This window comes from Streptomyces sp. NPDC055506 (assembly GCF_053643595.1).
The window spans coordinates 1-19,756 of sequence record NZ_JBSHKH010000038.1 but is presented as its reverse complement, the minus strand read 5'-3'; the positions used below and the strand labels follow the sequence as shown (position 1 = coordinate 19,756).

The window sequence follows — 19,756 nt, the reverse complement described above, 5'->3', positions numbered from 1 at the left end:
ATGTAGCGCAGCCTCTATGGAAACGAAACCGTTTCGTACGTGTGCTGCGTCACGGCGGCCTGTTTGTCATAACTTGCTGCGGTCCGCCCCCGGGCAAAGCATGGGGAGGTGAGCTATCTGCGTCTGCCGCACCTCCATGACGACCTGCTGTGCTTCGTGGCCGAGGACGACCTCTGGCTCGCCCCGCTCGACGCCCCGGGCCGCGCCTGGCGGATCACCGTCGACCGCACCAAGGCGGGTCACCCCCGCTTCTCGCCCGACGGCCGCCACCTCGCGTACACGAGCTGGCGCACCCTGGTGCCCGAGGTCCATCTCGTCCCGGTCGACGGCGGCCCCGGCCGCAGGCTGACCCACTGGGGCAGCGCCGACACCCGGGTCTGCGGCTGGACCCCGGAGGGCGAGATCCTGGCCGTGGCCTCACACGGCGAGCCCTTCTCCTTCTTCACCTGGGGCTACAAGGTCCCCCTCGACGGCGCCCCGGGCCGCAAACTGCCCTGGGGGCCGGTCTCCGACATCCAGGTCGCGGACCTGGACGGCGAACGCAAGAGCCTGCTCCTCACCGGCACCCCGCCGCACGAACCCGCCTCCTGGAAGCGCTACCGGGGCGGCGCCACGGGCCGGCTGTGGCTGCACGGCGAACGGCTGCTGGCCGGCCTCGACGGCCATCTGCACTCCCCCATGTTCGTCGGCGGCCGGATCGCCTTCCTCTCCGACCACGAAGGCGTCGGCAACCTCTACTCGTGCGCCTACGACGGCTCCGACCTGCGCCGGCACACCGACCACGACGCCTTCTACGCCCGGCACGCCTCCAGTGACGGCACCCGGGTGGTGTACCAGTGCGCGGGCGATCTGTGGCTGGTCGACGACCTGTCACCGGACTCCGAGCCGCGGCTGCTGGAGGTACGGCTGAGCGGGCCGCGCCCGGGGCGGCGCCCGTACCAGGTGGCGGCGGCCCAGCACATCGACGGGATCTCGGTCGACGAGACCGGCCGGGCCAGTGCCGTCGTCGTACGCGGCAGCCTGTACTGGCTCACCCACCGCGACGGGCCCGCCCGCACCCTCACCGACACCCCGGGCGTCCGGGTGCGAATGCCCGAGATGCTCGGCGCGAGCGGGCGGGTGGCGTATGTGACGGACGCGGAGGGCGAGGACGCGATCGAGATCGCCTCACTGCCCCGGGCGTCCGGCGCCCGCGAGCCGCGGCGGCTCGCCTCGGGCGCGCTGGGCCGGGTGCGCGAGCTGGTCTCCGACCCGGAGGGCGAGCGGCTCGCCGTCGCCTCGCACGACGGGCGGCTGCTGCTCGTGGACGTGACCGAGGACTCGGACGGCGAGGTCACCGAGCTGATCCGGTCGATCAACGGACCCGTCCGGGACCTGGCGTTCTCCCCGGACGGGGCGTGGCTGACCTGGTCGCATCCCGGCATCGGGCGGACCCTGCGGCAGATCAAGATGGCCAGGATCGAGGGGGGTGTCGTCATCGACGTCACCAACGGCCGCTTCGAGGACGAGAACCCGGTGTTCACACGCGACGGCCGCTACCTCGCCTTCCTGTCCTGGCGCGGCTTCGACCCCGTCTACGACGTGCACACCGGCGACCTGTCCTTCCCGCTGGGCTGCCGCCCGTACCTCGTGCCGCTGTCCTCCGCGACGCCCTCCCCGTTCGCGGTGAACCCGGAGGGCCGCCCGGCCGCCGGGGGTCTCGACCCGGTGGAGGACGACGAGAACGGGGAGGGCGGGGCGGTGATCGTCGAGGCCGAGGGGCTGGAGAGCCGGGTCACGCCCTTCCCGGTGACCGCCTCCAAATACTCGGCGCTGCACCCGGTCGCGGGCGGCGGGCTGGTCTGGCTGCGCTGGCCGATCTCGGGCGCGCTGGGCGAGACGTTCGCCAACCCGGACGACACCAGCGGCCGGCCGACCCTGGAGCACTTCGGCATCACCAAGGCCAAGAAGTCCGAACTCGTCGACCACCTCGACTGGTTCGCGGTGAGCGGCGACGGCAGCCGGCTGGTCGTGGTCGACGAGGGCGAGCTGCGCGCGGTGCCGGCCGTCGAGTCGGGCGACGCCGACTCGACGGTGTGGATCGACGCGCGCCGCATCCTGCACGTGGTCGACCCGGCGGCGGAGTGGCGGCAGGCGTACGAGGAGGCCGGGCGGCTGATCCGGGCCTACTTCTGGGAGCCGGGCATGTGCGGCATCGACTGGGCCGGGGTGCTGGAGCAGTACCGGCCGCTGGTCGAACGGGTCGCCTCCCCGGACGAGTTCGCGGACCTGCTGCGCGAGGTGCTCGGCGAGCTGGGCACCTCCCACGCGTATGTGTCCGCCGCCCGGCGCAACGAGGGCCCGCCGCACTACCAGCGCAGACAGGGCCTGCTCGGCGCCAACTTCGTACGCCGGGACGGCGGCTGGACGGTTCTGCGGATCCTGGCCGGCGACTCCTCCGACTCCAAGGCCCGCTCCCCGCTGGCCGGCACGGGCATCCGGGAGGGCGCGGTCCTCACCCACGTCGACGGCCGCCCGGTCGATCCGGACGCGGGCCCCTATCCGCTGCTGGCGGGCGCGGGCGGTACGACGGTGGAGCTGACCTTCCTGCCGGCCGAGAGCGCGGGCCCGCCCCGGCGCGTCGCAGTCGTCCCGCTGGTGGACGAGCGGCCGCTGCGCTACCAGGACTGGGTGGCCAAACGCCGGGCAGTGGTACGGGAGTTGAGCGGCGGACGCTGCGGCTATCTACACATCCCGGACATGGGCGGTTCGGGCTGGGCGCAGTTCAACCGCGATCTGCGCATGGAGGTGTCCCGCCCGGCGCTGATCGTGGACGTGCGCGGCAACGCCGGAGGCCACATCAGCGAGCTGGTCATCGAGACGCTGAGCCGCACGATCCTGGGCTGGGACCTGACCCGCGACGCCCAGCCCGTGTCGTACCTCTCCAACGCGCCGAGGGGCCCGGTGGTGGCCCTGGCGGACGAGGCGACCTCCTCCGACGGCGACATGATCACCGCCGCGTTCAAACTGCTGAAGCTGGGGCCGGTGGTGGGGCAGCGCACCTGGGGCGGTGTCGTCGGCATGACCGGACGCCATGAGCTGGGGGACGGCACGGTGATCACGGTGCCGATGAACGCGGCCTGGTTCGACGCGTACGGCTGGTCGGTGGAGAACAAGGGCGTCGCCCCCGACATCGACGTCCTGCGCACCCCGCTGGACTGGGCGGAGGGCCGCCACGCCCAGCTGACCGACGCGGTGGAGCTGGCCCTCGGGCTGCTGGAGACCGACCCGGCCGCGAAACCGCCGACCTACAGCGACGTACCGGACCGCTCCCGCCCGAAGCTGCCGCCCCGGGCCTGAGAACGCGGGGAAGGGGTGCCCCGCGCGAGGCACCCCTTCCGTTCAGCACGCGTCGTCAGGCGTCGTAGTCCTGGTCGAAGCGGTCCTCCTGCTCGCGCTCCCGCTGGTCACGGTCACGCTGCGGGTGCTGCGGCGAGTCGATGTCCTCGTCGCGACGGCGACCGCGGCCCTGCATCTGCTCGCGGGCCTGGTCGGCCTTCTGACGGGCCTGGTTCTGCCACTGCTCGGACTTCTCCTGGAACTGGTCCTTCATACCCATGTGGGTTCACTCCCGTTGGGGGTGAGGGGATCTGGCTCGATCAGATTCACACGGGTCGTGACCCTGCGCATGTCGATCACTTACGGAGCGTAGTCCTGTGCTGTTCGTCGGCCGCTCCGCCCGCCCCGACGAGGCCCGTGCGCAGGCCCGTCAGCCGGTCCGCGAACCGCCGCATCTCGCGCTGTCCCACCGTCCCGATGACCCCGGGCAGATAGCCGCGCACGCCCTGCATGCCGCGCAGCCACCACTGCCCGTACACATGGCTCGACCGGTTCTCGATCCCGGCCACCAGCCGGTCCACGGCAGGACCCAGCGGGTAGGTCTTGTTGGACGGCCAGGGCAGCCGCTGCCTCAACTCCCGCATGACGTCGTCCTGGTCGGCCCCGCGCACCATGTCGGTGTCGGTCCACGACAGATACCCGACGCCGACCTTCACGCCCCGGTGCCCGACCTCGGCGCGCAGGCTGTGCGCGTACGCCTCCACACCGGACTTGGACGCGCAGTACGCGGTCATCATCGGCGCCGGGGTGATCGCGGCGAGGGACGCGATCTGGAGCAGATACCCCCGGCTCTCCAGCAGCGACGGCAGGAAGGCGCGGCCGGTCACCGCCGAGCCGATCAGGTTGACCTCGATCACCCGCCGCCAGGACTCCGGATCGGAGCCGGCGAAGGGACCACCGGTGGCGACACCGGCGTTGGCGACCACGATGTCGACCCGCCCGAAGCGCTCCTTGACCTCGCTCGCGACCCGGGACATCGCCTCGTGGTCGGTGACATCGGCGTGCCAGTGGTCGCTGTCGCTGTGCAGCCGCCCGGAGACCTGCTTGAGCGCGTCCGGCTCCAGACCGACCAGCGCCACCTTCACGCCGCGCGCGGAGAGCTTGCGGGCCAGCAACTCCCCGACGCCGCGCGCCGCCCCGGTCACCACGGCGACCTTCCCCTCGAGGCTCACCCTGCTCATGCGCTCTCCTCGGATACGACCTGGACGTGTGTGTGGACGAGTTCCCGTATGCGCCCGCCGACCAGCCCCGGCGCCTCGACGGGTGTCATGTGGCCGATGCCGGGCAGCTCGGTGAGCCCGGTGCACTGCGGCAGCGCGGCGGCCAGGGCCCGGGCCTGCACCGGCGGCGTCAGCCGGTCCGCCGTACCGACCACGACGGCCGTGGGCACCCGCAGTTCCCGTACGCCGTGGTCGAGGTCGAGCAGGTCCAGGACCTGCGACCAGGAGTGGCGGACCTTGCGGGGACAGGCGTGCACGATACGGGCACACGCCTCGACCATGTGCGCTGCCGAACCGGCGCCCATCGTGCCGTACTTGAGGATCCGCCGGGCCAGCGGTGTGACCGGGCCGAGCGGCGCCCGGGAGCCGAGAATGCGCCGCGTCAGCCAGGTGCGCAGCCGCCCGGCCCGGATCGGCACGACGGTGGAGGCGGCGACCAGCTGCGAACTGCCGGTGCTGCACAGCAGGACGGCGGCCGCGTGCGCGCGGAAGGCGGGCCTGGCGGAGGCCGCCATGACGGTCATGCCGCCCATGGAGTGCCCGGCGATCACGGCCTGTTCGCCGGGCGCCAGGGTGGCTTCGAGCACCGCCTCCAGGTCGTCGGCGAGCGCTTCGGCGCTGCACGCGGGGCTCGCGGGGCTGCGCCCGTGGCCGCGCTGGTCGTAGGCGATGACCCGGTGGTCGACGGCCAGTTCGCGGATCTGCGCCGCCCAGAAGGCGGTGGAGCAGGTCCAGCCGTGGGCGAGTACGACGGCCGGGGCGCCGTCGGGGCCGTGGACCTCCACGTGCAGCCGGGCACCGTCGGCGGACACCGCGGTCAGTTCGCGCGCGGGGGCGGGCGGGGCGTAGGGGCCGGAGTCGACGCGCAGGAGGCGGCTCACGCGTCCACCTCCGCCTTCTCGGCCTCCGCCCGCACGGGAACGCGCAGGACGTCGTACTCGGCGAGGTCGACCCGACGCGTCGCCCGCCGGAACTCGCCCGTCGTGCCGGGCCAGATGGTGGTGTTGCGGCCACTCGCGTCGAGGTACCAGCTGGTGCAGCCGCCGGTGTTCCACACCGTGCGCTTCATACGCTCCTGCACCCGGTGGTTCCAGGCCTGTACGGCGGCCGGGCGGGCGTCGAGAGCGACCCGGCCGCCGAGGACGTCGAGCTGGCGGACGTAGTCGGCCAGGTAGTTCAGCTGGGACTCGATCATGAGGATCATCGAGGAGTTCCCGAGGCCGGTGTTGGGCCCGATGATCGTCATCCAGTTGGGGAACCCGGCGGCGGAGGCGCCGCGCAGGGCCTCCATGCCGCCCTTCCAGGTCTCCGCGAGGGTCCGCCCGTCGGCGCCCACGACCCGGTCCGCGATGGGCATGTCGGTGACGTGGAACCCGGTGCCGAAGACGATCGCGTCCACCTCGGCCTCACTGCCGTCGGCGGCGACCAGGGTCGATCCGCGGACCTCGGCCAGCCCGCTCGCGACCACGTCCACATTGGGCTGCGCGAGCGCCGGGTAGTAGTCGCTGGACAGCAGGATCCGCTTGCAGCCGATGCGGTAGTCCGGGGTGAGCTTCGCCCGCAGGGCCGGGTCCTTGATGGAGCGGGCCATGTTGCGCCGGGCCAGGTCCTCGACGAGGCCGAGCTGCTTCGGGTGCTTGGTGAACGCCTGCACCTGCAACTCCCGGATGCCCCACAGCAGTCCGCGCCTGAGCTGCGAGGTGAAGGGCAGCTGCCGGTGCAGCCACCGCTCGGTGCCGCTGATGTTCCGGTCGACACGGGGCATGACCCACGGCGGGGTCCGCTGGAACAGGGTCAGGCGCGAGACCTCGGGCTGCACGGCCGGCACGATCTGGGCGGCCGAGGCCCCGGTCCCCACCATCGCGACGCGCTTGCCGGTGAGGTCGTAGTCGTGGTCCCAGCGGGCCGAGTGGAAGACCTTGCCGGGGAAGGACTCCAGCCCCGGGATCTCCGGCACCTTCGGATCGGACAACGGCCCGGTCGCCGACACCACCAGGTCCGCCGACAGGTTCCCGCTGCTGGTCTCGATGTCCCAGCACAGCCGCTCGGCGTTCCAGGTCATCCGCTTCACCTCCGAGTCGAAGCGGAGGTGCGGACGCAGCCGGAACACGTCCGTGACGTGCTCCAGATAGGCGCGGATGTGCTCCTGCCCGGAGAAGGTGCGCGGCCATTCGGGGTTGGGCGCGAAGGAGAACGAGTACAGATGCGAGGGCACGTCACACCGGCACCCCGGGTAGCTGTTGTCCCGCCAGGTGCCGCCGACGCTGCTCGCCCGCTCCAGGACGACGAAGTCGGTGACGCCCTCGCGGCGCAGCCGCACGGCGGCCCCCAGCCCGCCGAACCCGGACCCGACCACCGCGACCCGCACATGCTCGCGTTCGTGTTCGCGTTCGCCCATGCCGACACCTCCACACACCACGAGAACCATGCCAGTGAACACTGGCGCAATGGGAGCGTAGGGCAGCGGCGTACTGATGGGTAGGGGGCGGAACGAGGAAGTTACCCCTGGTACGCCTTAAGGTGCCCAGGTGGCCGAGAAGCGTGAATACCGCATGGAAGAGCTGGCCCGCCTGGCCGGGATCACGGTGCGCACCCTGCGCTTCTACCGCGAACGCAAACTGATCCCGCCACCCCGCCGGGAAGGCCGCATCGCCTGGTACGACGACCACCACCTGGCCCGGCTGCGCACGATCACGGCCCTGCTGGAACGCGGCCACACCCTCAGCGGCATCGCGGAACTCGCGGAGGCCTTCGACAACGGCCGGGACGTCGGTGACCTGCTCGGCGTCGGGGGCGCCCCCACCGAGGAGGAGCCGGTCCACCTCACCCCCGAGGAACTCGCCGACCACTTCGCCGGCGAGACCACGCCCGAGAACCTCGCCGCCGCGATGGAGCTCGGCTACCTCGGCACCGACGGCGACGAGATCGTCCACATCAGCCGCCGCCTCCTGGACGTCTCCTCGGCTCTGGTCCACGAGGGCATCCCCCTCGCCGAAGTCCTCGCCGCGGCCAAACAGGTCCGCACCCACGCCGACGCCCTGGCCGAACTCTTCACCAACCTGGTCCTACGCCACGCCTCCGCGACCGACCTGCCGCGCCTGCGCCCGCTGGCGCGCAGCGTGGTGGAGGCAGAACTCTCCCTGGCCCTGGACCGCCGTATGCGCAGGCCCTGAGCAGCTACCTCTCGTACACCACGGTCACGGGCGCGTGATCGGACCACCGCTCCTCATGCGTGGCGGCCCGTTCCACGAACCCCTTGACGGCCCGCCCGGCGAGCCCGGGCGTGGCGACGTGGTAGTCGATCCGCCAACCTGTGTCGTTATCGAAGGCCCGCCCACGGTATGACCACCACGAGTACGGCCCCTCGGTGTCCGGGTGCAGGGCTCGTACGACATCGACGTACCCCCCGTCCGCCGCGTCGAAGACCTGGGTGAGCCACTCCCGCTCCTCGGGCAGGAACCCGGAGTTCTTCCGGTTCCCCCGCCAGTTCTTGAGGTCGGCCTCCTGGTGGGCGATGTTCCAGTCGCCGCAGACCAGGACCTCGCGGCCCTCGGCGGCGGCCCGCTCCCTCAGCCCTTTCAGATGGGCGAGGAACTCGCGCATGAAGCGCACCTTCTCGTCCTGCCGCTCGGTGCCGACCTCACCGGAGGGCAGATACAGCGAGGCGACGGTGACGCCCGGGAGGTCGGCCTCCACGTACCGACCGCTGCCGTCGAACTCCTCCGACCCGAACCCGACCTGGACCCGGTCTGGCTCGCGGCGGCTGTAGAGGGACACCCCGGCCCGCCCCTTGGCGGCGGCCGGCGCGTGGGTCACATGCCACCCCTCGGGCGCCCGCACCTGCTCGGGCAGCTGCCCCGGCTCGGCACGCACCTCCTGCAGGCACAGCACATCGGCGTCGGTCGCCGCCAACCACTCCACGAAGCCCTTCTTCGCGGCGGCCCGCAGCCCATTCACATTCACAGAGGTCACAGTGAGCACCCCGGCACGATACCTGCACACTGGACGAGGTCCAGTTCCGGACCGAACCCACTCCCTCGCGACACAAGAGCTGACATACGGTACTCAGCATGCATATACGCCGGGTCCCCTTCGACCACCCCGACGCCACGAAGCTCAGCGACCAGGTCCAGGCCGAATACCACGTCCGCTACGGCGACGGGGGCGACGCCACGGTCATGGCCGCCTCGGATTTCGCACCGCCGAACGGCACCTACCTGATCGCGTACGACGAGCACGACTCCCCCGTCGCCTCGGGCGGCTGGCGTACCCAGGACGCGAACGACGAGGGCAACCTGGACGGCGACGCCGAGATCAAGCGCATGTACGTGGTCGACGGCATGCGCGGCCGGGGCCTGGCGCGCCGCATCCTGGCCGCCCTGGAGGAGGACGCCCGCGCGGCGGGCCGGACCCGCATGGTCCTGGAGACCGGCACGAAGCAGCCGGAGGCCATAGCCCTGTACACATCGAGCGGCTACGAGCCGTGCGGGAAGTTCGGCTACTACCGCCACTACGAGTCGAGCCGCTGCTTCGCGAAGAGCCTTTGAGACCGCCATACGCCGCCCGGGACCACACTGCGCGAGCGCCTGAAGGCCGCTCTCATGGGGGCGGAACTGCGCCGGGGCCCGCGCGGTAGGCGACACGCGCGACCGCCAGTGCGTCAGCCAGGTGGGCGGGGTCGGCCAAGGGGGCGTTCCGGACACAGTACTGCGCGACCTCACCGGCAGAATCTCCGACGATGAGAGCACGCGGAACTCGGTAGGGCCAGGGGCGGCCGTACAAGCCGTCGTCGCTGACAACCCATTCCTCGTGGGCCAGTTCGATGACGGCTCCCAGATCTCGTCCGTCGCCGGTGTGCGAAGTGACAGCGAGGCGAAGCAGCGTCACCAATTCCTCGAAGGGCAGGTGCTGCATCCCAGGGCCTCCTGCACCGAGCCCGACCGCGAGGGCGTTGAGCCGTCGGCACAGCCGTCGCGCGTTCTCGCCCGGCCTCCATGGCTCCCAGCTGGACGCCACCGTCTCTTCACCCAACTCCGCCTCCACCCGAACGACGACGGCGTTCTGCAGGTCGCGCGCCGGACGGAAACGTAATCGGGCGTCATCGAGCCCCGCTGGGCGCACACGCACTCCCTCAGCGGAGACCGCGCCCATCTCATGGGCCTGCTCCAAGGCCCGCCGGATCGACGACTGGTCCCGTCGGCTGTCTGCCGCGGCCAGCGTGGTCTCACGCTCACTGAAGCCCCCGTCGACCGACGCCTGCCCCAATCGGTGCACTTCCTCCGCCGTCCGGCGCACCTGCTGGTCGACTCGGCGCAGCCCTTCGTTGAGTTCCCGGGTCTGCCGCTCCGTCTGTCGCAGCCGTTGCTCGAGCAGGGCGATCGGGACCAACAGGAGCAACGTGACGCCGATCTCCAGCAGAAAGCCCGGCACATAGGCCAGACCATCCATCATCCAACCGCCGGCCACCATACCCGCGCCCAGACCTGTGGCCAGCCAGATCACCCAGTGCTGATGGCGCATGTTCCCCCCGCGCTCCCCCAACTCCCCGATTCATACCTATGCTGACAGTGTGGGGTGGGTCACAGTAGCCCTCCGCCTGCGGGGGAGACGGGATGTCGCGACCGAACGGCTCCAGCCGGCCCAGAGTGGCTCGCATGCTGAACGAGCGCCCGGCATTCGGCATCCACTCGTTCAAGGACCGGACGGGCGAGCTGCAGCGCATTCGTGCGTTATTCGCCGAACCCCCGGTCCGGATCATCAGCTTGCTGGGTCGGCGCGGCATCGGCAAGAGCCTGCTGGCCGTGCGTGCTGCGCGAAGCCTTGCCGAGGGTGCGTGGCCCGACGGGGAGCGGACTGAACCACCGGACGCGGTGATCTTCTTCGGCGAGCGGACCACGGGGATCACCTTTGAGCAGATCTTCTTTGACTGCCTGCGTCTGCTCGATCAGCAGGAGACCGAACGGCTGCACCGCATGTGGGGAAGCCGGCGGCGTCCGGCCGACAAGGCATGCGAGCTCTTCGACGCGATGGCTCACCTGCAAGTCCTGGTCCTTCTGGACAACTTGGAGGAACTGCTGGACGACGAAGACATGTTCCGGGAGCCGGAGCTGACGGAGATGGTGCAAGCACTGCTCAGTCACGAGAGTTCACCCCGTCTGCTGATCACCAGCCAAGTGCCACTCGCCCTCCCGGCCCGGTACTCCCGGGCCGAGCGGCGCATCGTCCTGGACGACGGACTGCCACGTCCTGACGCGATCGCGCTGCTGCGGGAACTGGACGGCGATGGCCAGAGCGGCATCCGAGACGCAGACGAGGAACTGCTGGCGGAGACAGCCGGGCGGGTCTACGGCGTGCCCAGGGGGCTGGAACTCATCGCCGGAGCTCTCCAGGACGACGCCAGTATGCGCTCGCTGCGCGAATGGCTGGGGGACACCACAGCCATCTCCGGCTTGGTGGACGAACTGGCGCAGCGCCGCTATCGCGACCTCAACGAGCACCACAAACTGGTCATGGACGTGCTGGCGGTCTTCGGCACGCCGGTACCGCTCGCGGCTGTGGAGTGGGCACTCAAGCCCTTGGCACCCGGAATCCAGGTGAACAGCGCACTTCGGCGGCTGACTCGGGGCTTCCTGGCCAGGGCGAACCGCGAGGACCGCACGTACTCCCTGCTTCCCATGGACACCGATATCGCACGCGCCGACCTCACCAGGCGTGCCCCCCTCCTGGCCCGGCGTCTCCATCGTCGCGCCGCAGACTGGCACGCCCGGTCCGCCAAACCCCGGGAGGAGTGGCGGACTCCGCAGGACGTATCTCCGCAGCGACGGGAGCTGACGCACCGCATGCTGGCCGAGGACTACGACGAGGCGGCCCTACTGCTCGACCGGTTCGCCGACTTCCTGGTCTGGCAGGGCTCGGCCAATGCCGTACTGTCGATCTGCACCGGCCTGGCGGGACAACTGACGGGACGGCAGGCGCGGCTTGCGTATCTGGTCGCTCGAGGACATGCCCAGTTCGCGATCGGACCACTGAGCGCTTCGATCCAACTGCTGGAGGAGGCCGCGTCACTGGCCCGTGCGCCACAAGACTCGGCCTGTCTACAACGCATCCTGTTCCTACTCGGGGACATGGACCGCTTCGAAGGACGCTCCGCGGACGCCGTGCAGCGGCTCAGGCGTTCTGCCGACATCGCCTCGGAACTGGGCATGGTGGAGGAACACGCGCACGCCCTGCTCTGCCTGAGCCTGGCGCACAGTTACGCCGATCGACCGGATCTCGGCCTGGCGGTATCTGCAGAATTATCCGAACTGGCCGGCAGATCGGATTTGCCCATCGTCCGTGCCCGTGAGGCCAACGCACTGGCCTGCGCCTACGCGACCAGGCATGACTGGCCGCGCGTAGCACGCGCGGCCGACGATTCGATTGCCGCGTATGACGAGTCCGGGATTCCCGAGGCCCTCGGGTTCTCATGGAACACCCTTGGCATCGCCAGAATGGGCATGGGCGACCTGGCGCCGGCATTGAGCGCGTTCGACACGGGGGTGCAGTGCAGCAGGGAAGTCGGCTGGTCCCTGCCTGAAGCCGTGTGCACCTTCAATCAGGCTTGGACCTTGTGGCATCTGGGCCGAGCTACGGAGGCCGAGAACTCCGCCGGCAGGGCCCTCATCGCCTACCGGCGCTGTGGCTCCAAGGACGAGATCGCGGCGGCGACCCTGTGCGATGCCGTGGCAGCCCTCCGGGCCGACCACGCGGCACGCAGCGTCCGCGCTCTGGAGCGCCTGGCCGTTCTGGTCGTCGGTAACCCGGATCTGTGTCCGGCGGACTGGTTCCTGGCCGCGGCGGACAGTATGCGAGCCCCCTGAGGCTGTCCCCCTGTGGCGACGGGCGGAGACGGCTGAGTCCCTCTTGCGGGTGATGACAGCCAACGAGTTTCGAAGTAGTTTCAAAGTTATGCCCACCGACAACACCGCAGTGAACTTTTCCGAGCTGGTGAACAAGAACAAGCAGACACTCGCTCGGCTCAAGGAGTCGCCTCGGCTGGTGCTGCACCGCCGGGACGGAGAAGATCTTGTCCTCACCACGGCGGCTCGGGCCGAGCAGGATCAGACGGTGGTGTCCGCTGCCACCCGCATGCTGGCCGCGATGGCAAGACGGGAGCCCGGAAGCATGGAGTTGCTCCTGGACATACTGCCGGACGCCTTCCCCTGGGTTCGCTTCCTGCCCGAGTCCGACGTCCACGCCTTCGCGGTCGAACTGGTCGACACCATGCGGGCCGCCGACTCCGTCGGCAACAACGCGTCCGTCGCCCAGATGCTCATCGCCTGGCAGCACACGGCGGAGGCTCACTCGGATCCAGAACTGCTGGCCGCGCTGACCGTGGACCGCTCCGAGGACCACGGTCCGGTGCCAGATCCACGGGATGCCGCGTGAGCGCGGGTCGCGGCGACCGCGCGGCGCCTCCGGCACCCGATGGCCACTGGGAGGTCCGCTTCGCGGATGCGGCCGCTGCCAAAGGGTGGGATTGCCTTGCCCAGCAGGCACGCGAGAACACCTATCGCGCCTGGATCGCGATGCGCACCGACCCCAGACCGGCAGTGGAAACGCCGCGCCATCATCGGCTGAAGGGCAGCCTGGCACACGGCCTCCACCGGGGGCAGACCTGCGAACAGTGGCAGATCGAGGTGACCAGCGGAGGACGTGTCTGGTACCTCCTGGACGCCTTACGGAACACCTGCTGGATCACTTTCGCGGGCACAGGGCACCCACGAGCAACCGACCACCGTTGATCCGAGCGCACTGAGTGACTTCGACTGCGCCGGCGATTCACTCGCTGTCGAGACGTCAACTCGCGCTTACGGCGCACAACATGTCAGAGCCCCGGTCGGGAATCCCGACCGGGGCTCTGAGCTGCGTGGACCTGAGGGGATTTGAACCCCTGGCCCCCTCGATGCGAACGAGGTGCGCTACCGGACTGCGCCACAGGCCCTTGCAACGAGTGAAACTTTAGCACCCCGATCGGCCTGCTTGGAAATCCGTTCCCCAGGGGCGGTCACCTGCGGGTTCGGGGCTACTCGTTGGCGGCCCGAGGCCGGTCCCCGTCCTCGTACTGGTCGAACAGCGGGGTTCGGCCGCGCTCCCGGGCCCGCCGTGCGGAGGCCGCCCGACGGGCGTCCGTGCGCCCGTCGCCGTCCGCCCGCTCCTCGTCGTGGGGTTCCGGCTCGCCGGGGGCCGCGGCGTCGGCGTCGTCCTGGAGGTCCGGGGCGACGGCGCTGGAGCGTGCCGAGCTCCACGTGTCGGGGGCCCCGAGGTCGACGTCGCTGGTGGCCCGGGGGGCGACCGGCGCGGTGACGTAGGTCGGCAGGGGCACCGGCACCGGGTCCCAGCTGTCGCCCTGCCCGGGGCGCCGCTGCCGCTCGCGCTGCTGGTCGACCCACTCGGCGTGGTCGGTCTGCTCGACGAGTGCGCGCCGGTCGGCCGCGAGGGCGGACAGGCCGGGGTCGGTCACCGGCTCGGGTCCGTCCTCCGGTTCGTCGGCCTCGACGTCGGTGCCGGCGCGGCGGCCGGGCTGGCGCTGCCGCTCCCGCAGCCGCTGGGCCGCGAGCTCGGCCCGGCGGCGGTCCATCTGGTACGTGAAGCGGCGGCGCTCCTGTGTGCGCAGATACGCGATGTACACGCTGAGCATGACCGCGGGCACGCCGGGCGCCCACAGGAAGGCGAGGCCTCCGACCGCGGCGACGATCGCGCCGAGGGTGAAGGCGAGGAACAGCATGGTGGTGGTGCGCCGGCGGCGCGCGAGCACCTTCGAGCGCCGGGCGCGTGCTGCGGCCGCCTGGGCCTGCGGCGACGGGCGGCGCCGTGCGGCGGGCACGCGGCCCTCTCCACGGGCATCCCGGCGGGCCTCTCCACGGGCCGTGGACGCCGCGTTCGGCGCGGGTGCCGGACGGGCCGAATGCTCCGGTCGGGCCGGCTGCTCCGAGGCGGGCGACGGTACGGGTGCCTGGGTCTGCGGACGCGTTTTGGACACGGCGAAGGCCCGGACGTCCACCGAGTCGGTGACGGCATCCGGATCGTCGGCGCCCTGCTCCCCCTCCTCGGTGGAGCGCGCCCGCAGGTCCTTGGCGTACCGGCGCTCCATCCCCGCCCGGCCGGAAAGCAGCCGGATGGCGGTGCTGAAGCGTTCCGTCGGACGGGCCTCGTTCAGCTCGTCCTGCCTACGGAGCCACATCGGCACCAAGTAGGCGGCCCAGGCCCCGACAATGACTGCGTAGATGAGGCCGCTGCTGCTCACGTCTCACACCGTAGAGGGGTTTGCGTGAGGCCATCTGCCAATTGAGCCGGTGTGTCGCACGATCTGGCTGATATTTCGAACTTTTTTTGTGACCGATGCGATCAGCAGACCGCCCAGGCCGGGAATTCATTGCCCTGAGACGGTCACTGGCCGATCATTTTCGAACACATATTCAATTTCCGGGGCGATGCCGGATTCCCGGATTACTCTGCGATCGTGCCCGGTGCCAGCGCCTCAGCAACCCGTCCGGCACCTCTTCCGTCGTGAGGGCGAACACGAGATGGTCGCGCCAGCCCCCGTCGATGTGCAGATAACGGGGCCTGAGCCCCTCCTCACGGAATCCGAGTTTCTCCACGACCCGGCGGCTGGGCCCGTTCTCGGGGCGAATGCAGACCTCGATGCGGTGCAGTCCGACGGTGCGGAAACAGTGGTCCACGACGAGCGCCACCGCCGTCGGCATCACCCCGCGCCCCGCCACCGACTCGTCCACCCAGTAGCCGATGTGCCCCGAGCACATCGAGCCCCAGGTGATCCCGGCGACCGTCAACTGCCCCACCAGCCGCCCCTGGTACTCGATGACGAAGGGCAGCATCCGGCCCGCGGTCGCCTCCGACCTCAGGTGCCGCACCATCTGGCGGAAGGTCGGGCGGTGCGCGAGCGGCCCGCCGGGCGCGGGCGGCGGAATGGTCGCCTCCCAGGGGCGCAGCCAGTCGCGGTTGCGCCGGTTGACCTCGCGCCATGCCCGCTGGTCGCGCAGCTTTATCGGCCGGAGGACGATGTCGCCGTCCACCAGCTCGACGGGCCAGGATGCGCTGTTCAGCTCGCACCCCCCGTGCCGGGTCTGGGGTGGTCGCCGCCGCGGAGCTGCTCGACGGCGTGCACCAGCAGCGGCTCCAGGACGGCCAGTCCGTCCTTCACCCCGCCGCTGGAGCCGGGCAGGTTCACGATCAGGGTGCTCCCCGCCACTCCGGCCAGGCCCCGGGAGAGCGCCGCGGTCGGCACCTTCTCCCGGCCGTACGCCCGGATGGCCTCGGCGATGCCCGGCACCTCGTGGTCGATCACCCGGCGTGTCGCCTCGGGGGTGCGGTCGGTGGGCGAGATGCCCGTACCGCCGGTGGTGACGATGACGTCGTAGCCGGTTTCCACACCGGCGCGCAGGGCCGCCTCGACGGGGTCGCCGTCGGGGACGACCTGAGGGCCGTCGACCTCGAAGCCGAAGCCCTTCAGACCGGCGGAGATCAGCGGGCCGCCCTTGTCCTCGTAGATCCCGGCGGCGGCCCGGTTGGAGGCGGTGACGACGAGAGCGCGATACGTCATGCCCGGCTCCAGTCGCCCGACTTACCGCCCGTCTTCTCTTCCACCCGTACGTCCGTGATGACCGCTCCCTTGTCGACCGCCTTGACCATGTCGATCACGGTGAGCGCGGCGACGGAGACCGCCGTGAGGGCCTCCATCTCGACCCCAGTACGGTCCGTGGTCTTCACGGTGGCCAGGATCTCCACGGCGTCGTCCGCGACCGACAGGTCCAGTTTCACACCGGACACCGACAGGGGATGGCAGAGCGGGATCAGGTCGGGGGTGCGTTTGGCGCCCATGATCCCGGCGATCCGCGCGGTCGCGAGGGCGTCGCCCTTGGGGACGCCCTCGCCGCGCAGCAGTTCGATCACGCGGGGCGAGACGAGGACGCGTCCGCTGGCGCGGGCGGTGCGCGCGGTCACGTCCTTCTCCGACACGTCGACCATGCGGGCGGCGCCGGCGTCGTCGATGTGCGTCAGTCGGTCCTGCGGAGGAGTGTCCTGCGTAGGGGGATCCTGCGTGCTCATGCTGTGTGGCGCTCCCGGTCCGGGCCTGCTGTGCGCGACACGGTACCCCCAACCAGCGGCTATCGGCCGAGCAGGACCACCTCGACCTCGGCGTCGGGCTCGACGGACTCGGTGTCCTCGGGGACGACGATCAGCGCGTCCGCGTGGGCGAGGGCCGCGACCAGATGGGATCCGGCGCCGCCGACCGGGGTCGCCCGGCCATCGGCGCAGGTGGCCCGCAGGAACTGGCGGCGGCCCTTCGGCGAGGTCAGCGCCTTGTCGGCGGCCAGGGTGGCCCGGGTCGTCGGCCGGTGGACGTCCCGCAGTCCCATGAGGGTGCGGATCGCGGGGCGGACGAACAGCTCGAAGGAGACGTACGACGACACCGGGTTGCCGGGCAGGGCCAGCAGCGGGGTGTGGTCGGGGCCGATGGAGCCGAAGCCCTGGGGCTTGCCGGGCTGCATGGCGAGCTTGCGGAACTCGATGCCGCTGCCCGCCTCGTCCTCGTCGCCCACGTGGGACAGGGCTTCCTTGACGACGTCGTACGCCCCGACGCTGACACCGCCCGTGGTGACCATCAGGTCGGCGCGGACCAGTTGGTCCTCGATGGTGGAGCGCAGGGTCTCGGCGTCGTCGGCGACGGCGCCCACGCGGTAGGCGATGGCGCCGGCGTCGCGGGCGGCGGCGGTGAGGGCGAAGCTGTTGGAGTCGTAGATCTGACCGGTGCGCAGTTTCTCGTCGGGCTGGACGAGTTCGCTGCCGGTGGAGAGCACCACCACGCGCGGGCGCGGACGGACGCGTACCGTGCCGCGGCCGATCGCGGCGAGCAGGCCGATCTGCGGCGGGCCGAGGACGGTGCCGGCCCGCAGGGCGCGGTCGCCTGCCTTCACGTCGCTGCCCTGCGCGCGCACATGCGCGCGTGCCTCCGCCGGGCGGTACACCTGCACGGATCCGGAGGCGCCCTCGGGGCCGAGGCTGCGGGCGCGCATGCCGCGCACCGGGCCCTCGCCGAGCCCGCCGTCGGTCCACTCGACGGGCACGACCGTCTCGGCGCCGGGCGGCAGCGGGGCGCCGGTCATGATGCGGGCCGCCTGGCCGGGGCCCACGTGGAGCAGGTCGGCCTGGCCCGCCGCCACGTCCCCGACGACCTCCAGGGCCGCCGGGAACTTCTCGCTCGCGCCCGCCACGTCCGCGACCCGTACCGCGTAGCCGTCCATGGAGCTGTTGTCGAACGGCGGCAGGGACACCGGCACCGTGATGTCCTCGACCAGGACGCAGCCCTGGGCGTCGAGCAGCTGCAGCTCGATGGGTTCCAGGGGGCGGACGGTGGTGAGGATGTCCTCCAGGTGCTCGTCCACCGACCAGAGGTGGTCGGGGCCCGAGTGGTCCTGGACCGGGGTGCGGGACGCGGCGCTGCTCAACGTGTTACATCTCCTCGGCTACGTAACTGCGAAGCCAGGTCCGGAAGTCCGGGCCCAGGTCTTCACGTTCGCATGCGAGTCGGACAATGGCACGCAGGTAGTCGCCGCGGTCGCCGGTGTCATAGCGGCGGCCCTTGAAGACGACGCCGTGCACCGGGCCGCCGATCTTCTCGTCGGCCGCGAGCTGCTGCAGGGCGTCCGTGAGCTGGATCTCGCCGCCGCGGCCCGGCTCGGTCCGGCGCAGTATGCCGAAGATGGCCGGGTCGAGGACGTAGCGGCCGATGACCGCGTAGTTCGACGGGGCGTCGGACGGGTCGGGCTTCTCGACGAGGCCGCCGACCTTGACGACGTCGCTGTCCTCGGTGGTCTCTACGGCCGCGCAGCCGTAGAGGTGGATCTGCTCGGGGGCGACCTCCATGAGCGCGATGACGCTGCCGCCGCGCTGCTCCTGGACCTCGACCATGCGCTGGAGCAGGGGGTCGCGGGGGTCGATGAGGTCGTCACCGAGGAGGACGGCGAAGGGCTCCTCGCCCACGTGCGGGGCGGCGCACAGGACGGCGTGGCCGAGACCCTTGGGGTCGCCCTGGCGGACGTAGTGCATGGTCGCGAGGTCGCTGGACTCCTGGACCTTGGCGAGGCGGCCGGCGTCGCCCTTCTTCTGAAGCGCCGACTCCAGTTCGTAGTTGCGGTCGAAGTGGTCCTCGAGGGGGCGCTTGTTGCGGCCCGTCACCATGAGGACGTCGTCGAGACCCGCGCCGACGGCCTCCTCGACCACGTACTGGATCGCCGGCTTGTCGACGACCGGCAGCATCTCCTTGGGAGTGGCTTTGGTGGCCGGCAGGAACCGGGTGCCGAGGCCTGCTGCGGGAATGACAGCCTTGCTGATCCGAGGGTGTGCCTGAGTCATGCCCGCCACCATATCCGGTGCCTTTGGACGGAATCTGCGACTCCGGTTCATAGGCGCTCATATGAGTGTATTAGAACGGTACGGGAGCAACCCTTGAGTCACATCGGACGTCCGGGTGAGCCTGACAAGCGGATGTTGCGGCGAGAGCTCCTCTCGGTGAGGAACAGGTTGACGGCGGATGACCTGCGGGAAACCTCGGCAGCACTGGCCGGGCGGGCGCTGGAGCTGCCGGAGTTGGGGCGGGCCGGCACGGTCGCAGCGTACGTCTCCGTGGGGAGTGAACCGGGGACGCTCGCGCTCCTGGACACGCTGCGCGCCCGGGGCGTGCGCGTCCTCCTTCCGGCCCTGATGGCCGACAACGACCTGGACTGGGGCGTATACGAAGGAGCGGAGTCGCTCGCGCGTGTCCGGCACGGCGGCGGCAGGATGGAGCTCTTGGAGCCCTCCGGCGAGCGCCTCGGACCGGACGCCGTGACCACTGCCGACGCCGTGCTGCTGCCTGGGCTCGCGGTCGACACGCGCGGGATGCGGCTCGGGCGTGGCGGGGGCTCCTACGACCGCGTCCTGGCGCGGCTGGAGCGGGCGGATGCCCGGCCTTCCCTGGTGGTGCTGCTGTACGACTCCGAGGTGATCGAGCGGGTCCCGGCGGAGCCGCACGACCGGCCGGTGCACGCGGTGGTGACTCCCTCGGGGGTGCGACGGTTCGGGGAGCGGACCGGCTGACATGGGAACGGCCCTCCACG

General features: G+C 70.9%; 18 protein-coding genes and 1 tRNA gene. 6 read left to right on the top strand and 13 right to left on the bottom strand.

Annotated features, from left to right (window positions below):
* The first annotated feature begins 108 nt into the window (after positions 1–108).
* On the top strand, positions 109–3,339 hold the full coding sequence (locus tag ACWIF2_RS16955; protein ID WP_454361175.1) for a S41 family peptidase: 3,231 nt from the start codon (positions 109–111) through the stop codon (positions 3,337–3,339).
* Positions 3,340–3,394: 55 nt separating this feature from the next.
* On the opposite strand, the gene ACWIF2_RS16950 is transcribed toward ACWIF2_RS16955, so the two are convergent.
* The 4 genes from ACWIF2_RS16950 to ACWIF2_RS16935 all read right to left on the bottom strand — a co-directional run bounded on the left by ACWIF2_RS16950 (position 3,395) and on the right by ACWIF2_RS16935 (position 6,996).
* Positions 3,395–3,598, bottom strand: a complete 204-nt coding sequence (locus tag ACWIF2_RS16950; RefSeq protein WP_454361174.1) for a hypothetical protein — start codon at positions 3,596–3,598, stop codon at positions 3,395–3,397.
* 76 nt (positions 3,599–3,674) lie between these two features.
* The gene (locus ACWIF2_RS16945; protein WP_454361173.1) at positions 3,675–4,559 is read right to left on the bottom strand and encodes an SDR family oxidoreductase; all 885 of its coding nucleotides are present in this window, start codon (positions 4,557–4,559) and stop codon (positions 3,675–3,677) included.
* A complete protein-coding gene (locus tag ACWIF2_RS16940) occupies positions 4,556–5,479 on the bottom strand; it encodes an alpha/beta fold hydrolase (RefSeq protein ID WP_454361172.1) in 924 nt (307 codons plus the stop codon). Before ACWIF2_RS16940 ends, ACWIF2_RS16945 begins: the two co-directional genes overlap by 4 nt.
* Positions 5,476–6,996 carry a flavin-containing monooxygenase gene (locus ACWIF2_RS16935; protein ID WP_454361171.1) on the bottom strand — a complete coding sequence of 507 codons (1,521 nt, stop codon included), beginning with the start codon at positions 6,994–6,996 and terminating at the stop codon, positions 5,476–5,478. The genes ACWIF2_RS16940 and ACWIF2_RS16935 overlap by 4 nt, the downstream gene beginning before the upstream one ends.
* Positions 6,997–7,126: 130 nt before the next feature.
* On the opposite strand from ACWIF2_RS16935, the gene ACWIF2_RS16930 reads away from it, so the two are divergent.
* The gene (locus tag ACWIF2_RS16930) at positions 7,127–7,771 is read left to right on the top strand and encodes a MerR family transcriptional regulator (RefSeq protein WP_454361170.1); all 645 of its coding nucleotides are present in this window, start codon (positions 7,127–7,129) and stop codon (positions 7,769–7,771) included.
* Positions 7,772–7,775: 4 nt separating this feature from the next.
* Here the strand turns inward: ACWIF2_RS16930 and ACWIF2_RS16925 are convergent, their stop codons facing one another.
* Entirely contained in the window at positions 7,776–8,579 is an 804-nt protein-coding gene (locus ACWIF2_RS16925) for an exodeoxyribonuclease III (protein WP_454361169.1), read from the bottom strand.
* Positions 8,580–8,668: 89 nt separating this feature from the next.
* Here ACWIF2_RS16925 and ACWIF2_RS16920 point away from each other — a divergent pair, with 89 nt between their 5' ends.
* Positions 8,669–9,145 (top strand): GNAT family N-acetyltransferase, encoded by a 477-nt coding sequence (locus ACWIF2_RS16920; protein WP_454361168.1) that lies wholly within the window; start codon positions 8,669–8,671, stop codon positions 9,143–9,145.
* A 52-nt stretch (positions 9,146–9,197) separates the two neighbouring features.
* Here ACWIF2_RS16920 and ACWIF2_RS16915 read toward each other — a convergent pair whose 3' ends face one another.
* Positions 9,198–10,118 (bottom strand): hypothetical protein, encoded by a 921-nt coding sequence (locus ACWIF2_RS16915; protein ID WP_454361167.1) that lies wholly within the window; start codon positions 10,116–10,118, stop codon positions 9,198–9,200.
* 134 nt (positions 10,119–10,252) lie between these two features.
* Between ACWIF2_RS16915 and ACWIF2_RS16910 the strand changes: the two genes are divergently transcribed.
* Both ACWIF2_RS16910 and ACWIF2_RS16905 read left to right on the top strand, forming a co-directional pair.
* Complete coding sequence (locus ACWIF2_RS16910; protein WP_454361166.1) at positions 10,253–12,457, top strand: hypothetical protein; 2,205 nt, start codon at positions 10,253–10,255, stop codon at positions 12,455–12,457.
* An 88-nt stretch (positions 12,458–12,545) separates the two neighbouring features.
* Complete coding sequence (locus ACWIF2_RS16905) at positions 12,546–13,025, top strand: hypothetical protein (RefSeq protein WP_454361165.1); 480 nt, start codon at positions 12,546–12,548, stop codon at positions 13,023–13,025.
* Positions 13,026–13,507: 482 nt separating this feature from the next.
* Here the strand turns inward: ACWIF2_RS16905 and ACWIF2_RS16900 are convergent.
* The 7 genes from ACWIF2_RS16900 to galU all read right to left on the bottom strand — a co-directional run bounded on the left by ACWIF2_RS16900 (position 13,508) and on the right by galU (position 19,013).
* A tRNA-Ala gene (locus ACWIF2_RS16900) sits at positions 13,508–13,581 on the bottom strand.
* A gap of 81 nt (positions 13,582–13,662) precedes the next feature.
* Complete coding sequence (gene sepX / locus ACWIF2_RS16895) at positions 13,663–14,883, bottom strand: divisome protein SepX/GlpR (protein WP_454361164.1); 1,221 nt, start codon at positions 14,881–14,883, stop codon at positions 13,663–13,665.
* 172 nt (positions 14,884–15,055) lie between these two features.
* Positions 15,056–15,676: a GNAT family N-acetyltransferase gene (locus ACWIF2_RS16890; RefSeq protein ID WP_454361215.1), complete on the bottom strand. Its 621-nt coding sequence runs from the start codon at positions 15,674–15,676 to the stop codon at positions 15,056–15,058.
* A 23-nt stretch (positions 15,677–15,699) separates the two neighbouring features.
* On the bottom strand, positions 15,700–16,200 hold the full coding sequence (locus tag ACWIF2_RS16885) for a MogA/MoaB family molybdenum cofactor biosynthesis protein (protein ID WP_454361163.1): 501 nt from the start codon (positions 16,198–16,200) through the stop codon (positions 15,700–15,702).
* On the bottom strand, positions 16,197–16,706 hold the full coding sequence (gene moaC, locus ACWIF2_RS16880; RefSeq protein ID WP_189726848.1) for a cyclic pyranopterin monophosphate synthase MoaC: 510 nt from the start codon (positions 16,704–16,706) through the stop codon (positions 16,197–16,199). The genes ACWIF2_RS16885 and moaC overlap by 4 nt, the downstream gene beginning before the upstream one ends.
* A gap of 59 nt (positions 16,707–16,765) precedes the next feature.
* Positions 16,766–18,106 carry a molybdotransferase-like divisome protein Glp gene (gene glp, locus ACWIF2_RS16875; RefSeq protein ID WP_454361162.1) on the bottom strand — a complete coding sequence of 447 codons (1,341 nt, stop codon included), beginning with the start codon at positions 18,104–18,106 and terminating at the stop codon, positions 16,766–16,768.
* Positions 18,107–18,110: 4 nt separating this feature from the next.
* Positions 18,111–19,013, bottom strand: a complete 903-nt coding sequence (gene galU, locus ACWIF2_RS16870; RefSeq protein WP_454361161.1) for a UTP--glucose-1-phosphate uridylyltransferase GalU — start codon at positions 19,011–19,013, stop codon at positions 18,111–18,113.
* 132 nt (positions 19,014–19,145) lie between these two features.
* Here galU and ACWIF2_RS16865 point away from each other — a divergent pair, with 132 nt between their 5' ends.
* Positions 19,146–19,736 carry a 5-formyltetrahydrofolate cyclo-ligase gene (locus ACWIF2_RS16865; protein WP_454361214.1) on the top strand — a complete coding sequence of 197 codons (591 nt, stop codon included), beginning with the start codon at positions 19,146–19,148 and terminating at the stop codon, positions 19,734–19,736.
* Positions 19,737–19,756 lie beyond the last annotated feature (20 nt).